This window comes from Paenibacillus liaoningensis, assembly GCF_059609455.1.
The window spans coordinates 340,976-360,856 of record NZ_JCAALU010000005.1; the positions used below are offsets into that span (position 1 = coordinate 340,976).

19 protein-coding genes are annotated in these 19,881 nt (G+C 48.9%); 15 read left to right on the top strand and 4 right to left on the bottom strand.

Annotation, left to right across the window (positions count from 1 at the left end; translation table 11 throughout):
• Positions 1 to 118: 118 nt before the first annotated feature.
• The 3 genes from AC6B99_RS09345 (at position 119) to AC6B99_RS09355 (ending at position 3,334) form a co-directional block, all read left to right on the top strand.
• Positions 119 to 898: an SDR family NAD(P)-dependent oxidoreductase gene (locus tag AC6B99_RS09345; RefSeq protein ID WP_056030029.1), complete on the top strand. Its 780-nt coding sequence runs from the start codon at positions 119 to 121 to the stop codon at positions 896 to 898.
• A 42-nt stretch (positions 899 to 940) separates the two neighbouring features.
• Entirely contained in the window at positions 941 to 2,077 is a 1,137-nt protein-coding gene (locus tag AC6B99_RS09350; protein WP_056030026.1) for an SMP-30/gluconolactonase/LRE family protein, read from the top strand.
• Between the two features lie 192 nt (positions 2,078 to 2,269).
• The gene (locus tag AC6B99_RS09355) at positions 2,270 to 3,334 is read left to right on the top strand and encodes an LLM class flavin-dependent oxidoreductase (protein WP_056030024.1); all 1,065 of its coding nucleotides are present in this window, start codon (positions 2,270 to 2,272) and stop codon (positions 3,332 to 3,334) included.
• Positions 3,335 to 3,450: 116 nt separating this feature from the next.
• Here AC6B99_RS09355 and AC6B99_RS09360 read toward each other — a convergent pair whose 3' ends face one another.
• Positions 3,451 to 4,524, bottom strand: coding sequence for a GntR family transcriptional regulator (locus AC6B99_RS09360; protein ID WP_056030022.1), 1,074 nt, complete (start codon positions 4,522 to 4,524; stop codon positions 3,451 to 3,453).
• A 189-nt stretch (positions 4,525 to 4,713) separates the two neighbouring features.
• On the opposite strand from AC6B99_RS09360, the gene AC6B99_RS09365 reads away from it, so the two are divergent.
• The 12 genes from AC6B99_RS09365 to AC6B99_RS09420 all read left to right on the top strand — a co-directional run bounded on the left by AC6B99_RS09365 (position 4,714) and on the right by AC6B99_RS09420 (position 17,905).
• Entirely contained in the window at positions 4,714 to 6,060 is a 1,347-nt protein-coding gene (locus tag AC6B99_RS09365) for an extracellular solute-binding protein (RefSeq protein ID WP_494858047.1), read from the top strand.
• Between the two features lie 81 nt (positions 6,061 to 6,141).
• The gene (locus AC6B99_RS09370; protein ID WP_494878341.1) at positions 6,142 to 6,999 is read left to right on the top strand and encodes an ABC transporter permease subunit; all 858 of its coding nucleotides are present in this window, start codon (positions 6,142 to 6,144) and stop codon (positions 6,997 to 6,999) included.
• Positions 6,996 to 7,841, top strand: coding sequence for a carbohydrate ABC transporter permease (locus tag AC6B99_RS09375; protein ID WP_056030015.1), 846 nt, complete (start codon positions 6,996 to 6,998; stop codon positions 7,839 to 7,841). The genes AC6B99_RS09370 and AC6B99_RS09375 overlap by 4 nt, the downstream gene beginning before the upstream one ends.
• A 22-nt stretch (positions 7,842 to 7,863) precedes the next feature.
• Positions 7,864 to 8,847: a family 43 glycosylhydrolase gene (locus AC6B99_RS09380; protein WP_494858053.1), complete on the top strand. Its 984-nt coding sequence runs from the start codon at positions 7,864 to 7,866 to the stop codon at positions 8,845 to 8,847.
• A gap of 369 nt (positions 8,848 to 9,216) precedes the next feature.
• On the top strand, positions 9,217 to 9,777 hold the full coding sequence (locus AC6B99_RS09385) for a nitroreductase family protein (RefSeq protein WP_496663239.1): 561 nt from the start codon (positions 9,217 to 9,219) through the stop codon (positions 9,775 to 9,777).
• 99 nt (positions 9,778 to 9,876) lie between these two features.
• Positions 9,877 to 10,383: a MarR family transcriptional regulator gene (locus tag AC6B99_RS09390; RefSeq protein WP_056030006.1), complete on the top strand. Its 507-nt coding sequence runs from the start codon at positions 9,877 to 9,879 to the stop codon at positions 10,381 to 10,383.
• Positions 10,384 to 10,413: 30 nt separating this feature from the next.
• Positions 10,414 to 11,910: a monooxygenase gene (locus tag AC6B99_RS09395; RefSeq protein ID WP_056030003.1), complete on the top strand. Its 1,497-nt coding sequence runs from the start codon at positions 10,414 to 10,416 to the stop codon at positions 11,908 to 11,910.
• Positions 11,911 to 12,126: 216 nt separating this feature from the next.
• Positions 12,127 to 13,812 (top strand): peptide ABC transporter substrate-binding protein, encoded by a 1,686-nt coding sequence (locus tag AC6B99_RS09400; protein WP_496663240.1) that lies wholly within the window; start codon positions 12,127 to 12,129, stop codon positions 13,810 to 13,812.
• Between the two features lie 132 nt (positions 13,813 to 13,944).
• Positions 13,945 to 14,886 carry an ABC transporter permease gene (locus AC6B99_RS09405; protein WP_496663241.1) on the top strand — a complete coding sequence of 314 codons (942 nt, stop codon included), beginning with the start codon at positions 13,945 to 13,947 and terminating at the stop codon, positions 14,884 to 14,886.
• Complete coding sequence (gene opp3C, locus AC6B99_RS09410; protein WP_496663242.1) at positions 14,879 to 15,898, top strand: oligopeptide ABC transporter permease; 1,020 nt, start codon at positions 14,879 to 14,881, stop codon at positions 15,896 to 15,898. The genes AC6B99_RS09405 and opp3C overlap by 8 nt, the downstream gene beginning before the upstream one ends.
• 13 nt (positions 15,899 to 15,911) lie before the next feature.
• The gene (locus AC6B99_RS09415) at positions 15,912 to 17,015 is read left to right on the top strand and encodes an ABC transporter ATP-binding protein (RefSeq protein ID WP_496663243.1); all 1,104 of its coding nucleotides are present in this window, start codon (positions 15,912 to 15,914) and stop codon (positions 17,013 to 17,015) included.
• Positions 16,979 to 17,905, top strand: coding sequence for an ATP-binding cassette domain-containing protein (locus AC6B99_RS09420; protein ID WP_494878328.1), 927 nt, complete (start codon positions 16,979 to 16,981; stop codon positions 17,903 to 17,905). The genes AC6B99_RS09415 and AC6B99_RS09420 overlap by 37 nt, the downstream gene beginning before the upstream one ends.
• Before the next feature lie 391 nt (positions 17,906 to 18,296).
• Here AC6B99_RS09420 and AC6B99_RS09425 read toward each other — a convergent pair whose 3' ends face one another.
• Genes AC6B99_RS09425 through AC6B99_RS09435 form a run of 3 tightly spaced genes read right to left on the bottom strand, consistent with a single transcriptional unit; the run spans position 18,297 to position 19,865 of the window.
• Positions 18,297 to 18,848 carry an IucA/IucC family C-terminal-domain containing protein gene (locus AC6B99_RS09425; RefSeq protein WP_496663244.1) on the bottom strand — a complete coding sequence of 184 codons (552 nt, stop codon included), beginning with the start codon at positions 18,846 to 18,848 and terminating at the stop codon, positions 18,297 to 18,299.
• Positions 18,838 to 19,599: an IucA/IucC family protein gene (locus tag AC6B99_RS09430; RefSeq protein ID WP_056029984.1), complete on the bottom strand. Its 762-nt coding sequence runs from the start codon at positions 19,597 to 19,599 to the stop codon at positions 18,838 to 18,840. Before AC6B99_RS09430 ends, AC6B99_RS09425 begins: the two co-directional genes overlap by 11 nt.
• Positions 19,572 to 19,865 (bottom strand): hypothetical protein, encoded by a 294-nt coding sequence (locus tag AC6B99_RS09435; RefSeq protein WP_494878324.1) that lies wholly within the window; start codon positions 19,863 to 19,865, stop codon positions 19,572 to 19,574. The genes AC6B99_RS09430 and AC6B99_RS09435 overlap by 28 nt, the downstream gene beginning before the upstream one ends.
• Positions 19,866 to 19,881: the final 16 nt, after the last annotated feature.

The following is a 19,881-nucleotide window of genomic DNA, read 5'->3' on the forward strand; positions in this document are numbered from 1 at the left end:
AAACACTGTTACCAAACGAAAGCTCACTTGGCTAACCCACGGTAATGGTGCTTATTTTTAAAGGTTTGGTAACAGTGTTTCTTTAAAATTACATTGTATATCAATAGGAGGACGTTATATGAATATTCAAGGAAAATGGACACTTGTTACGGGGGCATCATCAGGTATAGGAGAGCAGTTCGCCAGACAATTGGCCGAGAAAGGCAGCCATTTGGTGCTTGTAGCGCGGTCGGAGAGCAAGCTGAAAAGTCTGGCCACCGAGCTTAGCAAGAAGCACGGCATACAAGCAAAGGTCATTGCGCTGGATCTGTCCAAGGAGGGTGCGCCGAGCGAGCTGTATCAGCAATGCCAGCAGCTGAAGCTGGATATTGAGCTGCTTATTAATAATGCAGGCTTTGCTACACATGGTTTGTTCGAGCAAGTATCGGGCGAGCGCCAGCATGAGGAGATTATGCTCAATGTTGCAGCGGTAGTGAACCTGACCCATCTATTTTTGCCGGGCATGCTGCGCAGAAGCTCAGGAACCGTCATTAATGTAGCATCCACCGCTGGCTTTCAGCCGCTTCCTTATATGGCCGTCTACGGGGCGACGAAAGCTTTCGTCTTATCGTTCACGGATGCTCTATCGTGGGAAAATCGCAACCGCGGCGTGAAATTTTTTGCCTTCTGTCCCGGCTCGACCGATACGGATTTCTTTAAGGTCGTAGGTACGGAATCCGCTTCCGTCGGGAAAAAAGATACACCGGAAAGAATCGTCAAGGAGGCGCTGCGCAAGCTGGCGCAAGGCAAGTCGTATTTTGTACCTGGCATGCAAAATTATCTCGGTGCGCAGCTGTCGCGCTTCGTCACCCGCAGGCAGTCGCTTCGTATCGTAGGCGGCATGCTGAAGCCGCGCTAACCATCCCATTCGCAATTACATCAACTTAGAGGAGTTATTTAAATGACAACTACAGTGAAAAAACCGAAAGCTTCCGCCAAAAGAAAAATCATCAGCCGGGTGGCCTTATCCCTAGTAGGGCTGCTCGTGGCAGGTGCGCTGGTGTTTGTTGCAATACCATCCCCAGTCGACCCGGTAAAATGGATCGCGCCAACCGCGCCTGATTTCGAGGCGGAAGGGCCTTGGCAGCAGAACGACAAGCTCAGCTCCGCCCAACTGGTTACGGATGCCCCGCATTTTCCAGAGTTTATTACCTTTGATAAGGAGGGACAGCTCTATACAGGCGATTCCGACGGTAAAATCTATAAGGTTCCGTTCGATGCGCAGGGCAATCCCGGTCAGGCTGAAGTGTTTGCAGATACGCAAGGAACACCCAATGGCATGATGTTTGATGCTGACGGGAATCTTATTGTGACCGATGTACAGAAAGGCCTGCTGAAGGTATCTCCAGCAGGGGAGGTAGAGCTGCTTGCCGATTCGGTCGATGGCGAGCCGATTTATTTAGCCAATGAGCTCGATATCGCGAAGGATGGCACGGTTTATTTTTCAGATACATCGAATTATGGCAAGGTGAGCTTTAAGGAGATGGCGGAAAACAAGCCGCATGGACGGCTGCTGAAATATGATCCGGCGACGAAGCAAACCTCGGTGCTGCTGGACGGTCTTTATTTTGCCAATGGAATTGCGCTGTCTGCTGATGAGGATTATGTACTGGTGGCGGAGTCGTATCACTATCAGATGACCCGTTATTGGCTTGCGGGCGAGAAGCAGGGGACGGCGGATATTTTTGCTGAAAATATGGCGGGCTTCCCGGACAATGTAACGCGCGATGCACAAGGGAACTTCTGGGTCGGCATTTTCACGACCCGCTTGGCGTTTGCCGATCAAATGCACAGCAGCCCGTGGCTGGCTGGACTGATGGCTAAAGTGCCGCAAGCGCTGCTTAATGGTGCCAGCGCCCCGGTGAAGCATGGGCTTGTCGCCAAATACAGCCCGCAAGGGGAGCTGCTTGAGAGCTGGCATGACCCGGAGGGCACGCTTTATGGCATAACGACAGCGGTCAATCATAACGGTTATTTATATATCGGGACTGCGCCAGGCGGCAGTGAAGGCGTGTATCGCGTGCCTTTGTCCCAGTAACTATCCAAAGAGCCCCGACTTTTCCGCGAGCCCAGTGCCATTCGTTTTCGTATTCATTATTTAAATTGGAAAATCAATAATCTCTATTAGACGGCAGCAGGAAACAGGTGATAAGGTGAATTTAACTTAATTCATATTATAATCATGTGAATAGTGGTATATTGACTTTTTATCCTGAAAGGAGCCACAAGCATGAAATTTGCTTTATTCAGCTTGCTGATGAATATTCCCAATGCCGTCACTGGAGAGGCGCTCACCACGCAGCAAAAATTTCAAAATGTGCTAAATCAGGCGGTGCTGGCAGAAAAGCTTGGCTTTGACGCTTATGGGGTGGGGGAGCGGCATGGCGCGCCGTTTTTGTCCTCGTCGCCTCCGGTCATTCTCACGGCGATTGCCGCCAGAACGTCGCGCATTCGTCTGCTTACGACAGTTACCGTATTGAGCGTGCTTGACCCGGTGCGCGTAGCCGAGGATTATGCAACGCTGGACCATCTGTCCGGCGGGCGGCTGGAGCTCATTATTGGCAAGGGCAATGATCCGCGGCATTATCCGCTGTTTGGCATTACGGAAGAGGAGCAGTGGGAATCGATGGCGGAGCGGTATGCCCTGCTTAATCGGCTATGGACCGAGGAAGAGGTAAGCTGGGAAGGCCGCTACCGCACTCCGCTCGACAAGGTGACGACGCAGCCGCGCCCCTTCCAAGCGCGCATTCCAATCTGGCATGGGAGCGCATCGAGCCCGCTATCGACGGAGCTGGCGGCTAAATACGGAGAGCCGATTTTTTCCTCCAACAGCTTTCATCCACAGGCGAAATATAAGGCGCTGATTGATCATTACCGTGAGCGCTGGGCGTTTTACGGGCATGATCCGAAGGATGCGGTCGTTGGCTCGGGAGCCGGCAGCTTATATTTGGCGGACACGAATGAAGAAGCGATTAGGCGCTACCGCCCCTATTATAACGCTTTTCAGTCAACGGATTCTGCGAAGCATAATCAATCGCCGTTCAAGGATTTGGAGGATAATATTGCGAATGGTCCCGCCCTTGTCGGCAGTGCGGAGCATGTGATTGAGAAGATTTTGGATTATCAACAAGCGTTTGGGCACGAGGTGCTGAGCATAAGCGTGGATGGGCTGACGGAGGCGGAGCAGCGCGAGCAGATGGAGCGTTTTGCCGCTGATGTCATTCCGGTATTGAAGCGGGAAATTCCGAGCAAGGTTTGGGAAGGCAAACCGTTATTCTCGTACCAGAAGGTCTGATAGTCAGGCAATACTGCAACGTTTTGCCGTCAAGCTGAGTAAAGCCAGGAGGAATTTCCTCTTGGCTTTACTTGGTTTGAAACGGTTTTTTTCTCATTCTATGGCAGCTGGTGCAGCTAGTCAAATAAGATCAGCTCTACTTCAATGACGGTTTGCTGCGGCAAATATTCTCCCTCCATTTGCGATTTAAGCAAGGTGACAGCTGCTTGGGCAAGCCGATTTTCGTTTTGGCTGACATAGGAAATGCCCGGAAGGTCGGGATTATCGAAGGAGACGATTTCGGTTTCCCGGCGGTCAAGCTTCCCAAGCGATTGATAGGCAATTTGAGCCGTTTCGGCGGATAAAGCGTAGATGGCGCTCACCTCGGGATGAAGGCTAAGGAAGGCCGTGACGTATGGCTCGGCTTGGTCTGTACGTAAAATATCGAGCGGAACATGGCACCACAGTGTTTTGTCAATGGAGATACGTTTATCGATATATGCCTTCTCAAAGCCCAGCGTGCGGTCTTCAATCGCTGTATTCGTATTGTCGGGCGAGATTAAAGCAATATTTTGATGCCCTTTGCTTAATAAATAATTGATCGTCTCGTAGGACCCGGCTGCGTTATCTGAAATAATTTGATAAGTATCAATGTTTCGCAGGTAACGGTCAATAAATACAAAGGGAAACTTATCGAGCGATAATCGCAGCAGCGATTCGTTGTATTTCTCGTCCTCGGTTGGGAAAACGATAATTCCCTTTACCCCGATTTCGGTCAATTTGTTAATCGCTTTTGACTCTTCCACAGAGGACTCCCTCGTAATATGCAAAATCGTCTGGTACCCGGCTTCCTTCGCATGAAGCTCTACGTAATCGACCAGCTTTTGAATGACCTTCGTCTTCAGAGTAGGAATAATAAACCCAATAATGTCATTCAAACCTTCGGCAGGCGGACGGCTTGGCAGCTCTGTTTTTACGCTGAGGGCCTCATCGTTCACTTGAGCGACGAAGGTGCCCTTTCCTTGTATACGGGTGATCAGTCCTTCTTCCGCCAGCGAGATCAAGGCATTTTTCACCGTAATTTTGCTGACCCGGAATTCCTCCATAATTTCTTGCTCGGAAGGAACTCTGTCCTTGTAGCGCAATTCGCCTGTTAAAATCCGCTCTCTGTAATAGCTTTGTATTTGTTTGTATAAAGGCAATTTGCCCATTGGCGCCACCTCAAAAGGAAAGATAATTATACTATATCATCAAAATAGAGGGAGTTAAAAGAAAAATATAATTAAGTGATTTTTATAACCAATTGGATATATAATATCGCTATTTTTTATTCTATAATCCAAATAGAAAGCGGTTACAATTCGAAATGCCCATCCATAACTAAAGCGGAGGTCAACAAAATGAGAAAAGCGAAAGCGTTATCAATGGCAAGCACCTTGTTTTTGGCAGTAACGATGTTATCTGGTTGCGGAAGTGCAAGCAATGGCAATGAGGATTCCTCCAAGACAGGTGCATCTCCATCGGAGCAGGCGTCCGCTCCTGCTAAAACAGACGCAGGTGAGAAAGTTACGCTGAGCGTCGTTCACTACATGGTTGAGAAGCCGAAGGTAGATACCTTCAAGAAGCTGACAGACAAATTCACTGAGCTGAATCCAAACGTAAGCTTCGATATCTCGGTTATGCCGGTAGATAAATACAACGATAACATTAAGTTGAAAGTCAGCGCAGGAGATACGCCTGACATTATATTTGGACGCCCTGCAGGCATGGTTGACATGACGAAGGCTGGAGCCTTCCTGGACGTCACGAATGAGACTTTTGTTAAAAGGGTCGACCCAGCCTATATTCCAAATGTCACTTATGAAGGCAAGGTATACGGTTTGCCGATTGACTTGATGACGAATGCCGTCATTTACAACAAGGATTTATTTAAAGAGGCAGGCGTTGAGGTGCCGAAAACCTATTCGGAGCTACTGAAGGCTGCGGAGACGCTGCAATCCAAAGGGATTACGCCATTTGCAGCCTCATGGAAGGATGGAGCTTCCTACATGAGCTTTATGTGGCCGGACATGTGGGGGACGCTGCTCGTGAACAACCCAGATTATGCGAGCAAAATTATAGCTGGCGAAAAAAGCTTCTCGGACGTTGCTGGCTATAAAGACTTCCTGCAGCGCGTAAACCAGCTTAGCGCCTATGCGAACAGCGACGCGAAAGATATTGATTATGACCGTTCCCTGCAATATTTTGCACAAGGCAAAGCAGCGATGGATATTATGGGCAGCTTTGCGATTGGCAGCATTCGCAGTTACAATCCAAGTGGCAATTTCGGAGTGTTTATGTACCCGGCGACTGATAATCCAGAAGACAACTACATGACGTATTCCACGGATGACACATGGATGATCGGGGCCAAGTCGGCGAATGTCGAGCTGGCGAAAAAATTCTTTGATTTTATGGCCTCCGATGAGGGAGCGCAAATTTGGGCGGATGGCGTACAGACCATCAGTACGATATCCAAAGATATTAAACCAGCGCAGCAGGACCCGATCTCGGCTGAGTTCCAAGCCGTTTTCCAATCCGGAAAAATTGTCAACAATCAGGTGAAGCCGCTTTGGTACGGCCAATATGACGATACATGGCAAAAAGTGATGACCTTCTTCCTCGTTACCGACCCTGCCGAGCGCAATGTGGATGAGACGATTAAGAAGCTGGATGATGGCTTTGCAAAAATCAATAAAATGAATTAACAGCTCTAGCTTTTCGGCGCTTGAATCGTATAGGGGCGCCGAAAAGCTCTACATTCTTATTAAAGATTTGGCGGTGAGTGGATGAAGAGACTATACAAAAACAACCTCGTAACCTTTACGTTCCTGATTCCGGCTCTTTTATTTTTTTCTTTAGTTGTCATTTTCCCCTTTTTCCGCGGGCTGAACATTGCGTTTACCAATTGGGATGGCATCAGCCCAACCTATGACTATGTTGGCTTGCGCAACCTCAAGCTGCTGTTCAGCGACACCGATGCTATCGAGCCGATTAAAAATACGTTGTTTTTCGCTTTTTCAACGACAATTCTCGTGAACGTATTGGGTCTTTTGCTAGCCGTGGCGCTCAATACCAAATTCAAAGGGGTCAACCTGTTAAAGACGTTTATTTTTATGCCGATGGTCATCAGCCTTGTGTTGGCCTCCATTATTTGGCGCTATATTTACAGTGATATTTATCCGATTTTATTCCACACCGATAGCGGTCTGCTTGGCAATCCTTCAACTGCCATGCTGGGCATTGTCATCATTGCTGTTTGGAAAGAGGTAGGTCTTGCGATGGTCATCTATTATGCGGGCCTGCAAACCATTCCCAAAGACATGTATGAATCGGCCCGCATTGATGGCGCTGGCATCGTACAGCAGTTCCGCAGCATTACAATCCCATTGCTGATGCCTGCCTTTACGTATTGCATTCCTTTGTGGCTCGGTACGGGGTTGAGGCAATTTGATTATTCGATGGTTGCGACAAAAGGTGGTCCAGGAACGTCTTCCCAGACGATGGCTATGTATGTCTACAATTACGAATTCCCTTATTTCAAGGCAGGCTACGGGCAGATGTCCGCCATTGTGCTTTTCGCGTTCATTCTCTTTATTACCGTTCTCGTTACCGGCTATTTCCGCAGAAGGGAGGTGGAATATTGAACACATCGCGAGCAACCAAGCGCTCTAAGTGGGTGGAACGAATTCGCATTGCTATCCTTTATGCAATCGGCCTGCTGTTCTTGTTCCCCTTCTATATCGCAATCGTCTATTCCATTAAGACGCCGATGGAGACGGCCGAAAGTCCGCTCAGCTTTCCCAAGCACATTTCCTGGAGCAATTATGCGGATGCCATTGAAGCCTCCAACTTTTTCCTTGCGCTGCGCAACAGTGTGGTGACAACGTCGGCGACGGTTGCTCTGACGATTCTCGTCTGCTCCATGGGAGCCTACGTCATTGCCCGAAACAATAACCGCTTTTATACGTTTTTCTATTATTTATTTATGTCGAGCATTATGCTGCCGTTTCAGGTGCTGATGTTTCCACTGTACAAAACCTGGGCGGACCTTCATATTTTGAATACGCTGCCGGGGCTCATCACCTCGTTGACGGGCGTGCAAATCGGTTATTTTTGCTTCCTTTATGTCGGCTTTATCAAGACGGTTCCGAGGGAGCTGGAGGAGTCGGCTTTGCTGGACGGAGCTTCACGGTATCGTACGTTTTTTAGTATTATTTTTCCGCTGCTGAAGCCTATTAACATGACGATCATCGTACTTAGCGCCCTGGGGGCGTGGAACGATTTTGTTGTTTCTATGGTGCTTGTGCAGAAAAAAGCGGTTTCCACGCTGCCGCTCGTGCAATTCCAGTTTTTCGGCGAATATACGTCTCAGGTGAATATGGCATTCGCAGCTATTATCCTGTCCATGATTCCTATTATGATCTTCTACGGATTCGCTCAGCGCTATATTATTGGCGGCGTAACGGCGGGCGCGGTAAAAGGCTAACGACGAAATGAGGCTCACAACGATGAAAGATGCAGCTAATCCAGTAAATAAACAGCTTTTTCCTAATCCCTTTATCGAACAAAGAGCGGACCCGTGGATTTACCGGCATTCGGACGGATATTATTATTTTACAGCATCCGTGCCTGAATTCGACCGAATTGAGCTGCGCAGGGCAAAGGGGCTGACGGAGCTTGCCGAAAGTACGCCAGTCGTTGTATGGACGAAGCCAGGCATTGGGCTAATGAGCGCTTTAATCTGGGCACCGGAAATTCATTTTATTGAAGAAAAATGGTATATCTATTTTGCGGCGGCGCCTTCCGAGGAAATCGTTGACGGCTTATTCAACCATCGCATGTTTGTCCTTGAAAATGCTTCGTCCAATCCGCTGGAAGGCAATTGGACGGAGAAGGGAAAAATCCATACCGCCTGGGACACGTTCGCGCTTGATGCGACCAGCTTCTCTCATAAGGGCAAGCAGTATCTGGTATGGGCGCAGAAAGCGCCGCATATTGCAGGCAATTCCAATTTGTATATTTCAGAGCTGGAAAATCCTTGGACGCTGCGCGGCGAGCAGGTGCTTCTGACGAAGCCGGAGCTTTCATGGGAAATCATAGGCTTCAAGGTGAACGAAGGGCCAGCCGTGCTAGCGCGAAACGGCAAGCTGTTTATCACCTATTCCGCAAGCGCAACGGATCATCATTATTGCATGGGACTTCTGACAGCAAATGCGGACTGTGATCCGCTTGATGCGGCTGCTTGGAGCAAATCGCCACAGCCGGTGTTTCAGACGAGCGAGCAGACAGGGCAATACGGACCTGGACATAGCTGCTTCACGGTTGCGGAGGACGGGCTGGAGAATGTACTTGTCTATCATGCGCGGAGCTATAAGGAGATTGTGGGCAATCCACTGTATGACCCCAATCGCCATGCCAGAATAAAAAAAATCGACTGGGATGAGGATGGGAATCCGGTATTCGGTGAACCGGAAGCTGACGATCCTTCCTAATGCCTCTGTCATGATCAAAAAATGAAGTTAGCTAGGGAGTGTCTTCAAACAGGGCGATTCACAAACGATGATAGGGCAAAAGCGGCTTATCCGTCTAGAACGGCTGGAATCACGCTATCAATCCCTCGTTTAGTGGTTTAGCGGTTTGAAGACACTTCTTGTTTTTTTGATTGCGGAATGGAGCGATAGGTTTTGGCGCGGCGACCAGTTTCAACCCTTTATTGACGAATGGCAGATAGTTGTGATTAAATTGTTTCAAGGGAAACAATTTACACGAGGTTTCGGAATTTAATTCTCTTTCTATAGTTGGATTGTTTCCTTCGAAACAAAATTTCTGGAGCGAAAAATAAAATGAAGGAGGGCATTTCAATGAGCATTGCAGTTACGATTCGGGAAAGACGGAGCATTCGGCAGTTTAACGATAAACCGATTGCGACGGAGCTGCTTCTCCAATTGTTAAATGATGCCGTGTGGGCACCTAATCATGGATTGCGGGAGCCTTGGCGCTTTATTGCAGCCCAGCGTATGGAGGCCAAAGCCAGGATGGTCGATCTCATGATGGAATCGATGTCCCATCTGAAGCGCCTTAAGCTGATGCCAGGAAAGATGAAGCAAATGATGTCGCAGCATTACAGCAAAACCCCGGCCTTTTTAATTGTTGTGATGAAAGCAGACAAAGATGCCCATAATCAGGAGGAGGATTTTGCGGCTGTCAGCTGCCTTATCCAAAATTTTCAACTGCTCGCTTGGGAGCAAGGGATTGGGATGGTTTGGTCGACGCTTGAATGTATCCATTCTCCGTTGTTTTGTGAAGGCATCGGCGTCAAGCCGGGAGAGCGAATAGTCGGTATACTGCATATGGGCTATTATGATAAAATTCCGAAAGCGAAGACCCGGACACCTGCTGAAAAGAAACTAACCGTTCTGTAATCTGCTGCTGCGGGACATTTTTTATTGGTCAAATTGTTTCCTTTGAAACAATTTATGCGTTATACTGAAAGGAGTGAAGCTAAAAAGGATGGGTTACGCGTGGAAAAACATCAAATGAACAAGCAATATGTTTATGAAATGCTGATAAAGCTGCTGCATCAGCAGGAGCAGTTTGAGCAGGAGGAAGGTAGCTTGTTTTTACAGGAGCTGCGCAAAAGCATTGAATTCGATACGCCGCTTAATATGACGGAGATTCATGTGGTAGCCTGCATCGGGCAGCATGAGCCGCTTAATTTGACGGCAATTGCTGATAAAATGGCACTGAGCAAAGGAAATATCTCCAAGGTGACGAATCGCCTTCTCAAAAACGGCTGGGTACGTAGGACACAATTAAACGACAACAAAAAGGAAGTTTTTTTTCGTCTGACCTCGCCGGGCAAGCAGCTGTATGCCATTCATGAAGAGATACATGATAAGGCGCAAGCGCAATTTATGGGGATTTTGCATGCCTATAGCGAGGCCGAGCTTGAAGTGGTCAAGCGGTTTCTGCTGGATTTGATCGGTTTTTATGAGCAAAGCATTGCAAAGATAACGGAGCAAACCTGATGAATAATCGATGGAAAGGTGTGATGAAAGATGCATTATGGCGTAATTGTGGTAGGAGGTGGACCGGTCGGCTTGATGGTAGCCTCTGAACTGGCATTAGCTAATGTAAAAGTGTGCTTGCTGGAGCGTTTGAAGGAAACTACGCCTTATTCCCGTGCATTAACGATTCATCCCCGCACATTGGAGATTTTAGATATGCGAGGCATGACGCCGGAACTGCTGGAGAGGGGGAGGCCGATTCCAAGAGGGCATTTTGCCGGCCTCCCAACGCCGTTGGATTTTTCGATTTTGGATTCAGCCTCGAACTATACATTATTTCTGGCGCAAAGTGAAACCGAGAAGCTGCTGGAGGAACGGGCAAAAGTGCTAGGGGTAGCTATTTTCCGGGAAACGGAAGTGAAATCGATCCGCCAGCACGACGAAGGTGTTGAAGTGACGGCGATAGGAGCGGAAGGGGAATATAGGCTGACTTCTGAATACGCTGTGGGCGCTGATGGCGGGGGGAGCCTTGTCCGCAAACAACTGGGGATCGCATTTCTAGGAACGGATGCTACTTTTACCTGTATGCTTGGAGACGTCAAACTGCCCGATCTTGAGCCAGGCAAAACCGTATCCCAATTTACGGAGCAGGGCGGCATCATGATTGTACCTGTGACTAAGCACATTTACCGGGTTATTGTGTTTGATACCGAGCGGATGGCGATTCCTAAAGATGAACCAGTAACACTGGATGAACTGAAGTCCAGCATGCTGCGTGTTTATGGACAAGATTTTGGTATTCGAGAAGCGCAGTGGCTCTCGCGATTCGGCAATGCAACTCGCCAGGCTGAGCATTTTAGCAAAAACCGGGTTTTCCTGGCCGGAGATGCGGCGCATATTCATCTCCCAGCAGGAGGGCAGGGGATGAATGTCGGTTTGCAGGAGGCTGTGAATTTGGGCTGGAAGCTGGCTGCCAAGCTGAATGGCTGGGCCCCGGACTGGCTTTTGGATAGCTATCATGAGGAACGTTACCCTGTCAGCACGGCGCTGCTCCGCAATACCGAAGCGCAGGCTCTATTAATTAGACAGCTTCCGGGCGTAATGGAATTAAGAAAGCTAATGTCATCCCTTCTGCAAATTCCCGAAGCCAATGCGTTGCTGTCTGACCAAATTTCAGCCTTTAATGTGGGCTATGCGCCCGACCCGCACTCTCCGCCGCATGCCCTGAATGGACGCCGATTCTCGGAGCTTACGTTGAGGCTGGAGAGCGGCTCTCTTCTGAAATCTTATAAGCTCATGCATGCTGGCTCCTATGTATTGCTACACCTTGCGGGTGATCCCCAATTTGGCGAGCTAGTCGACTGGGAGAAATATGGGCATGTGGAAGGCGTGCAAGCTTCTATAGCAGAAGCGGCTACCGATTGGGAAAATGTCCATACGGCATTGATTCGCCCAGATGGCTATATTGCGTGGGCGATTGACCGTACAGAAACGGCGCCGCTGGAGGCGGTCAATGCAGGACTTGCCCGCTGGTGTGAGCCTGGTTAAGTAATCATTGAATGGCTTGTCTAATTCCCCTGTCTCGCTGCCGAGATAGGGGTTATTTGATTTTTCTATCGTTATATCAATTAATTTTATAATTCCGATAAGATTAGTTGACTTTAAAAAAATCGACTTGTATAATGCATAAAAAGGTTGAAACATCCTGAATTTTACATGGAATGAGATTCCTTTTTATTTCTAGCATTTGGGGAGGAAACCTTGTTGAAAAAAGTAAAGATAACAATCGCCCTATTTTCGGTCCTTTTATTATTAGCAGGCTGCACAAGCGCAAAGCAGAGCTCGGGTACGACGCCCGCTTCAGCTGAAAGCTCTAGTGCCCCTTCAGAGAGCCTGGCGCCAGAAGCAAGTCCTTCACCACTGAAGGTGCTTAATTTGGGGAAAGATGTGGAGCTTGCGTCGATGGATTCCGCCATTGCGACAGACGGGCTGTCCTTCGAAGTGATTGCCGCTACAACAGAAGGCTTGTATACGATTGATGAGGATCGCGTGCCCCAACTGGCTTTAGCTGCAAAGGTAGATTTGAGCGAGGACGGCCTCCATTATACGTTTACGCTGCGAGATGCGAAGTGGTCCAATGGCACTCCGGTTACAGCGCATGATTTTGAATATGCATGGAAGCGCCTTGTTAATCCGGAAACGGCTAGTGAATACAGCTTCATCGCAGGAGTAGCCGGTTTGAAAAATGCCGATGCCATCATTGCCGGCGAGAAAAGCTTCGACGAGCTTGGCGTAAAGGCTGTTGATGACAAGACGCTGACGGTGGAGCTTGAACGCCCCATTCCTTTCTTTAACTCTATAATCGCCTTTCCTTCTTTCTTTCCTGTAAATGAAGCCTTCTTGAAGGAGAAAGGCACGGAATATGCATTGACTCCAGAAGCGCTGCTGGCCAATGGCCCGTTCAAGCTGAAGACATGGGAGGTCGGCGGAACAACCTTTTATTTGGAAAAAAATAACGAATACTATGATGCAGCCAGTGTAAAGCTGGATGGCCTGAACTATAAAATTATTAAAGATACCCAGCAATCTGTCCTTGCCTACGAAAATGGAGACATCGATTACGTCGCCCTCTCTGGCGAACAAATTGCAAACTATCAGCAAAGTTCGGAATACCATAGCGTGCTGACAGGCTTCTTATGGTATTTGTCACCGAATCAGAAGGTTCCCGGTCTTGAAAATGTCAATTTGCGCAAGGCGCTCTCGCTTGCTTATGACAAAACAGCGGTCGTGGATGAAATATTGAAGGATGGCTCCATCGTAGCTGATTTTGCCGTTCCGCAGCTTCTGGCGACCGGGCCGGATGGGAAGGACTTCCGGGAAACGGCAGGCAGCTATCCATCAGGCAATAAAGAAGAAGCACTGAAATATTGGGAAAAAGCGAAAGCCGAGCTTGGCATTGATGCCATTGAGCTGGAGCTGCTGTTTGAGGATACGGAATCCGCGACGCTGGTGTCGCAGTTCATTCAGTCAGAAATTGAGACAGCGCTGCCTGGCGTAACCTTCGCGCTCAAGTCCCAGCCGAAGAAAAATCGCGTCGAGCTGATGTACAACGGCGAATATGAAGTGGGCCTGACCAGATGGGGGCCAGATTATAACGATCCGATGACCTATTTGGCGATGTGGACGACGGACAATCCGAACAATTTTGGCAAATGGAGCGAGAAAGCCTATGATGAGCTCGCGGATCGGGTGAGCAGAGGCGATCTGGCCAGCAAGCCTGAGGAACGGTGGGAAGCGTTAAAGCAGCTGGAAGCGAAAGTGCTGGAGGAAGCGGTTATTTTCCCTGTGTATCAGAAGGGCAACGCCATTTTAATTAAACCGGAGGTAACCGGTATTAATCTTGGCGCTATAGGTGGCAGTATTTCTTACAAATTAGCTGACAAACAATAACGGGCTGTTTCCTTGAAGGGCCGGATCGCAGAAGCGGAAGTTCAAGCAGCTGTGATCCGGCATTTCATCGCGAAACGATAGCTTTGCCGCCAGAGGACGGCGACAGCCGTTTACGCTTGAGAGGTGAAACGATTGAGAAACTATGTGTTAAAAAGATTAGGCTTAGCCGTTGTGACTTTGCTCGTTATTTTGCTGATGCTCTTCCTTATGCTGGAGCTTATGCCGGGCTCGCCGTTTAACGATGAGAAAATCACCCAGGCGCAGCGGGCCGTGCTGGATGCCAAATATGGCCTGGATCAGCCCGTGTTTAATCGCTTTGTCCATTATATTAAAGCGATGCTGAGCGGTGATTTCGGAGTTTCCTATGTCATTCAGAAAAATATGCCGATTTCCGCCATGCTGGAGGCGCGCCTGCCTGTATCCATACAAATCGGGTTTCAGGCCGTGCTGCTGGGAACGGCGATTGGATTGCTTCTCGGCATTGTAGCCGCTCTTAAGCACAATAGCTTTGCCGACAGCCTGACGACTTTTGTTTCGGTCATTGGTGTCAGCTTTCCCTCTTATGTATTTGCCCTTGCCTTGTCGTATTTTTTGGGATGGAAGCTCAAGTGGTTTCCGCTCTTATATAGCTCTGCATCGCCGTTTGTGTCTACCGTGCTGCCAACGATTGCCCTTTCGATGTTTACGATTGCGACCGTTGCCCGTTTTACTCGCTCTGAAATGATTGAAGTGCTTAGCTCAGAATACATACGGCTATCGGAGAGCAAGGGAGTGGGAAGCGTGAGGCTGATTATTGTTCATGCGCTGCGTAATGCGCTCATTCCCATTATTACGGTGCTGGCGCCGCTCGTTGTCGCTTTAATGACCGGCAGTCTCGTTATTGAGCAGATTTTCGCCATTCCCGGCATCGGCAGTTTGCTCGTGACGGCGATTCAAATCAATGACTACAACGTCATCATCGCCGTATCCTTCCTTTACAGCATGATGTTTATTGCGATTATGCTGGCTGTAGATATTTTATATGGCGTCATCGATCCGCGCATTCGTTTGGCGAAGGGGGAGAAGCATGGGTAATCCGGTTCAATCTTATACAGGTACAGGTGGCGACTTCGAACTTGCTGGCAATAGCGAGCGCGCGCAAATCGATTATACCTATACAAGCCAATCGTATGGGAGGGACGCTTTTCTGCGGTTTAAGGCGAATAAAGGTGCGGTTATTGGCCTAGTCATTATTATTATCATTTCTTTTTTCGCCGCCTTCGGGCCGATGATGAATGAGCACACGTATAAATCAATCCATATTAAGCATAAAAGCTTGCCTCCGCGCATTGAAGGCTTGGATACCTTTTTTATTTTTAATGGAGTAGCCCATGGGGTTCATGTGTACGAGGAGAAAGGGCTGACCGATGTTTATTATATTTTCGGCACCGATACGTTGGGGCGCGATTTATGGACCCGTACCTGGGAGGGGACGCGCATTTCCTTGTACATTGCGGTAATTGCCGTTGCAGTAGATATGATGATCGGCATGTGTTATGGCCTTGTTTCCGGTTATTTTGGCCGTTCGGTTGACAATGTCATGCAGCGATTTATTGAAATTTTAAGTGGCATCCCGAATTTGGTCATTGTGACGCTGCTCATTGTCGTGCTAAAGCCGGGGTTTGTAACGATAACGCTCGCCTTAATGATTACAGGCTGGATTGGGATGAGCCGGGTAGCACGGGCGCAAATTTTAAAGCTGAAGGAACAGGAGTTTGTGCTCGCGTCCCGAACGCTCGGGGCGGGTCATTTCCGTATTATTTTCAAAGATATTTTACCGAATATTTTCGGGCAAATCATTATTATGTCGATGTTTTCAGTTCCTAGCGCGATCTTTACCGAAGCTTTTCTGGCGTTTATCGGTCTGGGCATTCCTCAGCCCATGGCGTCATTAGGCTCGCTCATTAGCGAAAGCTTCAAGTCGATGACGATTTATCCGTATATGATTGTCGCCCCGGTCGTTGTACTGGCGCTGCTGATGCTGAGCTTCAATCTGCTCGCAGACGGGCTGCGCGATGCGCTTGATCCGAAAATGAAAGAAAGCTAGGAGGGGGAAGCAGATGAGCGAAACGGTGCTTTCAATCCGTAATTTATCGATCTCGTTTCAAACGGCGAGTGGGCTCGTAAATGCCATACGCGGAGTGGATCTTGAATTGCGCAAAGGGGAAACGGTCGCGATTGTTGGGGAATCTGGCAGCGGAAAGTCCGTTACGGTAAAGGCAATCATGCGAATCTTGAGCAGCAATGGGCAAATTAATGCCGGCTCTATCCTATTTCACTATGAGGATAATGGCAAGCGTGTGACCCAGGATCTGCTTAAGCTGTCACAAAAGGAAATGCGCTCGCAAATCAATGGCAGGCGAATCGCCATGGTGTTTCAAGATCCGATGACGTCGCTGAATCCGACGATGACTGTCGGCAACCAAATTATGGAAAGCATATTCATCCATTTGAAAAAAAACCGCTTCGAAGCGCGCAAGCGGGCGCTGGAACTGCTGCATCTCGTTGGTATAAGCGATCCTGAGAAGCGGATGAAATGCTACCCGCATCAGCTGTCCGGCGGCATGCGTCAGCGTGTCGTCATAGCGATTATGCTCGCCTGCGACCCGGAGGTGCTCATTTGCGATGAGCCAACGACGGCGCTTGATGTGACGATTCAGGCTAAAATTTTAGAGCTGATCAAAACGATTCAAGCGAAAACGGGCATTTCGGTCATCTATATCACGCATGATTTAGGCGTCGTTGCGAAGGTAGCCGACTATGTGACGGTCATGTACGCGGGAAAAATGATTGAGCGGGGGACGGTGGAAGAAATTTTTTACGATCCTCGCCACCCATATACATGGGGGCTGCTTTCCTCAATGCCGGACATGGGTTCGCCGAATGAAAAGCTGTACACGATTCCCGGCAGTCCGCCGAATTTGCTTCATCCCATTACTGGGGATGCGTTCGCACCGCGAAATGTCCATGCGCTAAACATTGATTTTAAGCTGGAGCCGCCCATGTTTAAAGTTACGGACACGCATTATGCGGCGACCTGGCTGCTGCATGAGAATGCGCCGAAGATCGAAATGTCAGAGACGCTGAAAGCAAGATTGGGCAAGGTGGCGAAGGAGGTGGGGAGCGAGTGGGAAGAGAAACCATCTTACGAGTTGCTGATCTGAAGCAGCATTTTAGAGTAAGCAAGCATTATACAGTGAAGGCGGTAAATGGGGTTTCCTTTGACATCCATAAAGGGGAAACCTATGGGCTCGTAGGAGAGTCAGGCAGCGGCAAGTCGACGATTGGGCGAACGATTATTCGGCTGTATGAGCCAACGGCGGGCGCGATTGCTTTTCAAGGTGCGGATATTTCCGGGACGCTGAGGGAGAAGGAGCAGACGCTGCTGCGCACCAAGATGCAGATGATTTTTCAAGATCCGATGGCCTCGCTTAATCCGCGGAAAAAAGTAATCGACATTATTGCGCAGGGGCTGGACATTCATAAGCTGTACCGAACGAAGCAGGAGCGCCAAGAGAAGGTAGAGCGCATACTCGAAAAAGTAGGGCTGTCGCGCGAGCATGCAAACCGTTATCCGCACCAGTTTTCGGGCGGACAGCGGCAGCGCATAGGCATAGCCCGGGCACTTATTATGGAGCCGGGGCTTATTATCGCCGATGAGGCGATCAGCGCCCTCGATGTGTCGATTCAGGCGCAGGTTGTGAATTTGCTTAAGAGCATTCAAGAGGAAACAAACACAGCCTTTTTGTTCATTTCCCATGATTTATCGATGGTCAGATATATTTCTGATCGAATCGGTGTGCTGCATTTAGGCTATTTAGTCGAGACGGGAACGACGGAGGATATTTTCGAGCGCCCCGTACATCCGTATACGAAGTCGCTGTTGTCGGCGATTCCCCATGCCAATCCGTTGAAGGAAAAAACGAGAGTCACCCTCTCCTACGACTATGCAAGCAGCGGGATCGATTATGCGAGAGGGACGGAGCAGGCCGTTTCGGCGACTCACAGCGTGCTTGCTACCGAGGAGGATTTTTCATTGTGGATCGGCAGATAAATGAATGCAAGCGGCATGCGATAAAAGGGGCTGGCAGCATAGTTAGCAATGAGATGTTTGTTGTTTTTATGGTTTGCTAATGGTTGTATGTTTTTTGTGCTCAATCGGTTAGCGTTTGCTAATTCTCGGTTGCTTACAGCTGTTATCCCCTTAGCTCAGAAGAGCCGCATGTGCAGGTTAACACGTCTTACCCCTCGTAATTAACCTCTTCTTTGTTCATTTTTGTTGTTGGGAGGCAGGCTGTTGGTATCTCCAGCCGCAGCCTTCAAGCTTTCTGAGCTAAGGGGATAATGGCCCAAAGCGCCGCGAAGCATGTATCTATGCTGGAAGGGAGAAAGGGAGTTGTCTATTAAACAACTCCCACATTTAATTACAATTGAAAAGGCGAATTTTATGTTTCATCTATGCGCATTGGATTCGGTATTTCCACGTATAAGGGCGTTTCGCCGCGCTGGTGAAAACGGCTGAGCAGATTTGCCTTTGCCGGGAGCGTAGCGCTGGTTAATAAATCTTGAATAAGATTGTGCAAAAGCGCATGGGAGGATGCTTGCTTGATTTCTTGCAGCACGTCGCTTGCGATCGCCCAGTACACCTGCTCTTCCTGACCGCTATAATACGAAATTCGTGCAATTAGATGGGAGAGATGGTTAACGAAAAAATAATATTTTAAGCGATGGCGCGCCTGCTCCTCGGAATAGAGGACAGGGCTGTCTTCCCGCAGCAAGGTGTTAATCCAGCCCCGCTGCTTGGCCAATTCAACGTAAATGCTAATGCCCTCAAGATCTCTAACATAAAAAGTGCTGGGCATGCCTTGGTGCAAGCGGAGCATCGCATTTTGCACATGCGCTTCCAGGCTTATGCCCGTTTCCGCGTATAAATGCAGCAGCGGCTTCATCGACAAGTGCAAATATTGGCGCAGCCAATTTGTCCAGTCAGGCTGCAAATGACTCCGTCGTATACTCCTCTCGAATAGCATCAATCGCCCTTGAGGCGTCAAGCGTTCGCAGCAGCTGCTCGGGCGTATTCTCACGAATGAAATTCGTAATCCGAATGTGCAGCGACAGCTTGTAAAAGCAAGCTTGCTCCGGGTTCCATACCGTTCGCACAGATGAGGTCGGGTATACGAGTGGCCCGGTATCCCCTAAATCTACAAGCATTCCTTGCTCCAGCAATTTTTGCACAGGCGCAAGGCTGCGTACATATTCTGCCTGCCAAGGATGGCAAGGCAGAAGCCTATAATCGCCGCTCGCCGCGCCAAGCTTCGCTTCGGCTGCCGCTTTCATCGCAGGCGGAATCCACGCGAAGTGCTTCTCATTCGATTGTTCGCCAAGCCAATCCTCTGCAATATATTCAGCTGCCGCAGCAAAGCAGTGAAGCGTGAAGGCGGCGCCGAATTCTGGCGAATAAGCCTGTGAATCGTTATCGGTGAAGCCTTGCAGGCTTTTTGGAGTCGGATGAAAGGGATGTCCGCAAAGTAGCGCCTGCTCCAAATAGCGGAAATCAAGGAGCCGCTCCCCTTGTTCGCGCTCCTGCTCAGCGGCATAAGCCAAATAGTGATTTAAACGCTGCTGGCTGTTATGAATAAGGGCTTTCAGCTCCGCCCGTTTTTGCGATTTAGACGCTGAGTCTGCCTGGGCGAAGCAAATTTCATCCAGCACAAGCTGAATCACTTCGGCGAACGAGTTTTTTTCCACTGCTGTGCTTCTTTTGTATAAAAGTGCTCCCCAAACACATGGTGGCCGCCCGCAGACAAATGCAGAACAGTTCCATAGATTCCAAGCTTCGTGTGCGGGAGCCAAATGACTTTCGTTATTTCAGGATGAAAAAAGGAAACATCGCTAGGCTCGAATTGCCCCGATTCGCGAAGATAGGCATTTAACAAGCGGCTGATGCTTTCTTTTTCCGAGAGCTGAACGGATGGGCTAGATAAAGTAACTTGGTTTATTTGAGCTTGCGGCATGTTGGATTAGCTCCTT